Here is a 3,391-nt window from a genome sequence, read left to right as displayed (position 1 = left end):
GCCCGCGTCCGGCTTATCACTGGCGACGCGCCGACCCAGAATCCGCTCCCGCAGACACTTACCGCTTAACCTGCAGAAACGGGATCACTCGAAGATCGATTCATACACCACGTCCGTGGACGTGACCCGCGGTCCAGCGCCGTCAGTTCAACCACGGCGCCCTGGCCCTGCGGCAGCGCACGCACTCCCAGCACGCCGCCCGCAGGGCGTTCTTCGGACGGGGTCGATGCGTGGCTACGGCTTCCCGGGGCGATCCCCGGCGGAGGCGGCGAGGCGGGCTCGCCGCCGCGGCGTTCCCCGGCGGCGCACCCGCTGGCCGCTAAGGCGAGCACCACCGCTCCCGCCGCGCACCTCACCGCTGTGCTCATTTGGCTGCCTTTCGGACGAGGAGCGTGCAGAGCCACAATGGTAGGACGTGCGCTCCGGAAGATCGGTTCAATTCATGTCGATACGGGACGGACGAGATCTGCTGGCCCGCAGATCGTGCAGCATGCTGATGGATGGCCGTGATGGAGTAGGGCGACGGTCACCAATCGAGACCGGCAGGCATTGATCAGGTCAGAATCGTGCTCGCAGCGTTGCGCCATGACCTACGCCTGGCCGACGTGGCCGGCAACAACGTATCGCCCAGCACCGTGCATCGCTGGGTGTAGGAGGTCCTCCACCTGTCGACCGCGCAGGCATCACACCTGGCCACTGGCTCCAGGACGGCATCCCGCGGCCCTGAGCGCCAACCGGCGAGAACGTGCCTGATCGAGCATGCCCATGACGAGCCGCGACCGTGTCCGGTACCAGCTCGGGTGGGATTATCGTCCTGTTCCCTGGCCGGTCGCCAGCGTCGATCGGGCTCGACGGCCATTTCCGTGATCAGCTCCAGGTAATGGGCAGTCGGTGCACGCCGTAGACCAGCATGTCAGTGCGCAGAGGAATCTCTCCCACGGGTATGGCGGGCCGCATTGTCGGGAATCTGTCGAACAGCGCGGGCAGCGCCACCTGCAGTTCCACTCTCGCCAGTTGCTGGCCGAGGCATTGGTGGATGCCGTGGCCGAAGGCCACGTGCCCGGAAGCGGGTGTGTGCAGGTCGAGTGTGCCAGGTTCGGGAAAGTGCTGGGGGTCGTGGTTGGCGGCGGGGATGGAGACTGTGACCGACTGGCCCGCCTTGATCGTGACCCCGCCGAGTTCGAGGTCCTCCAGCGCGGCGCGTACGGTGCCGGGGATGACGCTCAGATACCGGAGCAGTTCTTCGACGGCGCCGGGTTCGCGCAGGGCGGGGATTTGGTCGGGGTGGCTCATCAGCGCGTACGCGCCCAGACCGATCATGTTGGCTGTGGTGTCGAATCCCGCGGCCACCATTTGCGTACCGATGGTGGTCAACTCGTCGTCGGTGAGGTCGGTGCTGCTGGTCAGGTCGCTGAGAACGTCGTCGGTGGGTTTGGCGCGCTTCGCCCGTATCAGCTCGCTCACGTACTCGATCATGGGCTGCAGCGCGGCGATCTGCTCCTCCGCAGTGACGCCCATGCGTCCCACGAGGGACATGGCGCCGACGAACTGGCTCCTGTCGGCGGCGGACACCCCGAGCAGCTCGCAGATCACTCGGCTCGGGATGGGTACGGCGAACGCCTCGACGAGGTCGACGGGCGGGCCCTGGGCCTGCATGGCATCGAGGTGTTCGGCGGTGATCTCTTCGATGCCGCTGCTGAGTCGGCGCATCCGGCGGACGGTGAACTGGCGGGTCAGCAGGTGCCGGTAGCGGGTGTGCTCCGGCGGGTCCATCCCGGGGAAGCCCCCGGGCGGCGCCGGTTGCGGCTCGGCGTTGCCGCCCACGACCCGGAAAGGGCTGTGACAGAGCTCGGCCCTGCGGCTGAAGCGCGGGTCGGACAGCACCTGCCGGACCAGGGCGTGACTGGTCACCAGCCAGCCCTCGTGGCCGTCGGGATAGGTCAGGGGACAGACGGGTTCCTCGGCGCGTAGCCGGGTGAGCTCGGCCGGCGGGTCGAAGGGGCATCCGGCGGGTCGTCGTGTCGGCAAGGACATCTGCCTTCCTCTCCCTGAGAGGGCTTCCTGACATATGTTCACTTTAGGTAAAAGTAGAATATGTGTAAAGGTAGTAATGTTGTAAGATTCCTCCTGTGGAGGAGACCAGGCGCGAGCGTAAGAAGCGCCAGACCAGGCAGCTACTTGTCGACGCCGCGTTCAAGCTGTTCGCCGAGCAGGGCTACGAGCGCACCACGATCGCGCAGATCGCCTCGGAGGCGGACGTGTCGATGAAGACGTTCTTCAACCACTTCCCGGCCAAGGAGGACGTGGTCTTCGGCAACGCGGGCGGTTACACCGAGCAGGCGCAGAAGGTGATCGCCCAGCGCGAGCCCGGCGAGAGCATCCCTCACCTGCTACTCAGGCTCTATGACGCGATCCTCGCCACCTACTACACCGAAGGACCTACGGCAGGCGACCCCGAGCGCATGGAAACCTACAAGCGCATCGCAACGACCGTGCCCGCCGTGCAGGCCAAGTCGCTACACGTTCTACTCGACATGCAGCGCGGAATAGCCGAGGCGCTGGTCAAGGCCTGCCCCGACGAGCTAGACCCGATCACGGCGGCGGCCGCGATCGGCTCCCTCCTGGGCGCGGCACAGGCGGCTTCGCTGGCCAGTTCCGAACAGTCCGGCCTGTCGGAGGAGGAGCAACTCAAGGCGGTCAGACGCGGACTCGACCTGGCGATGAAGGGGCTCAACACACTGGGCGACGAACACGGGTAGCAGAGCAATCGTCAAGACCTATGGATCAGCATTTATGCGGCTTTCAAGTGGTCCTTGGCGCGGGTGATTTCTCGGGCTGCTTGCCGCTGGACGAGCGGCTTAAGCTCGCTCGTTGATGGAACCCTCGTCCTCTTGCGCTCCCCATATCAGGACCGTTCGGTCGGCGGGAAGGAGACACGCTCGGCGGATTCAACTGGTCGTCGCAACACCTCGATCGTCGAGGAGGATGTTGTGGCGCAGGGAAGGGCGCGTGTGGCGATTCTGGCTGGTCGCCCACCGCTTCGGTCACCGGGACGGCCCTCGGTCAATCGGCGCGAGGAGCGGCAGCGTTTCTGGCGATTCATCGCGGAAGGGCTGTCGAGCGAGGAGGCTGCCGTCGCGTGCGGCGTGTCAATGCCGTTGGGACCGCGATGGTTCCGTGAGGGTGGCGGCATGCCACCGATCAGCCTGAACCCACCGTCGGGCCGCTACCTGTCCTTCGCCGAGCGAGAGGAGATCGCCGTGCTGAATCGCCCCGGCTTTGATGGAGACCTCAGCGGTTGATTGCTAGGGCTTCGTTGGGATGGTGCTGAGCGTAGTAGATCGCCTCGAACTCCTCGGGCGGGAGGTGGCCGATGGCTGAGTGCAGGCGG

At 66.0% G+C, this 3,391-nt stretch carries 2 protein-coding genes and 1 pseudogene; 2 read left to right on the top strand and 1 reads right to left on the bottom strand.

Features of this window, described 5'->3' with window-relative positions:
* Positions 1-867 precede the first annotated feature (867 nt).
* Positions 868-2,034 carry a cytochrome P450 gene (locus E1292_RS49845; protein ID WP_132606791.1) on the bottom strand — a complete coding sequence of 389 codons (1,167 nt, stop codon included), beginning with the start codon at positions 2,032-2,034 and terminating at the stop codon, positions 868-870.
* Positions 2,035-2,129: 95 nt separating this feature from the next.
* Here E1292_RS49845 and E1292_RS49840 point away from each other — a divergent pair, with 95 nt between their 5' ends.
* Complete coding sequence (locus E1292_RS49840) at positions 2,130-2,759, top strand: TetR/AcrR family transcriptional regulator (RefSeq protein ID WP_132606790.1); 630 nt, start codon at positions 2,130-2,132, stop codon at positions 2,757-2,759.
* A gap of 252 nt (positions 2,760-3,011) precedes the next feature.
* Positions 3,012-3,278, top strand: a pseudogene (locus tag E1292_RS56285) (IS30 family transposase); the annotation flags it as partial.
* Positions 3,279-3,391 lie beyond the last annotated feature (113 nt).

It is taken from the genome of Nonomuraea deserti, assembly GCF_004348685.1.
Taxonomy (GTDB): Bacteria; Actinomycetota; Actinomycetes; order Streptosporangiales; family Streptosporangiaceae; genus Nonomuraea; species Nonomuraea deserti.
The sequence above is the reverse complement of the archived record's forward strand: the minus strand, read 5'-3'. Positions and strand labels throughout refer to the sequence as shown.

Bases quoted from the DNA above. Each gene is read 5' to 3' on its own strand.
- E1292_RS49845 (WP_132606791.1), bottom strand. From the start codon at position 2,034: ATGTCCTTGCCGACACGACGACCCGCCGGATGCCCCTTCGACCCGCCG.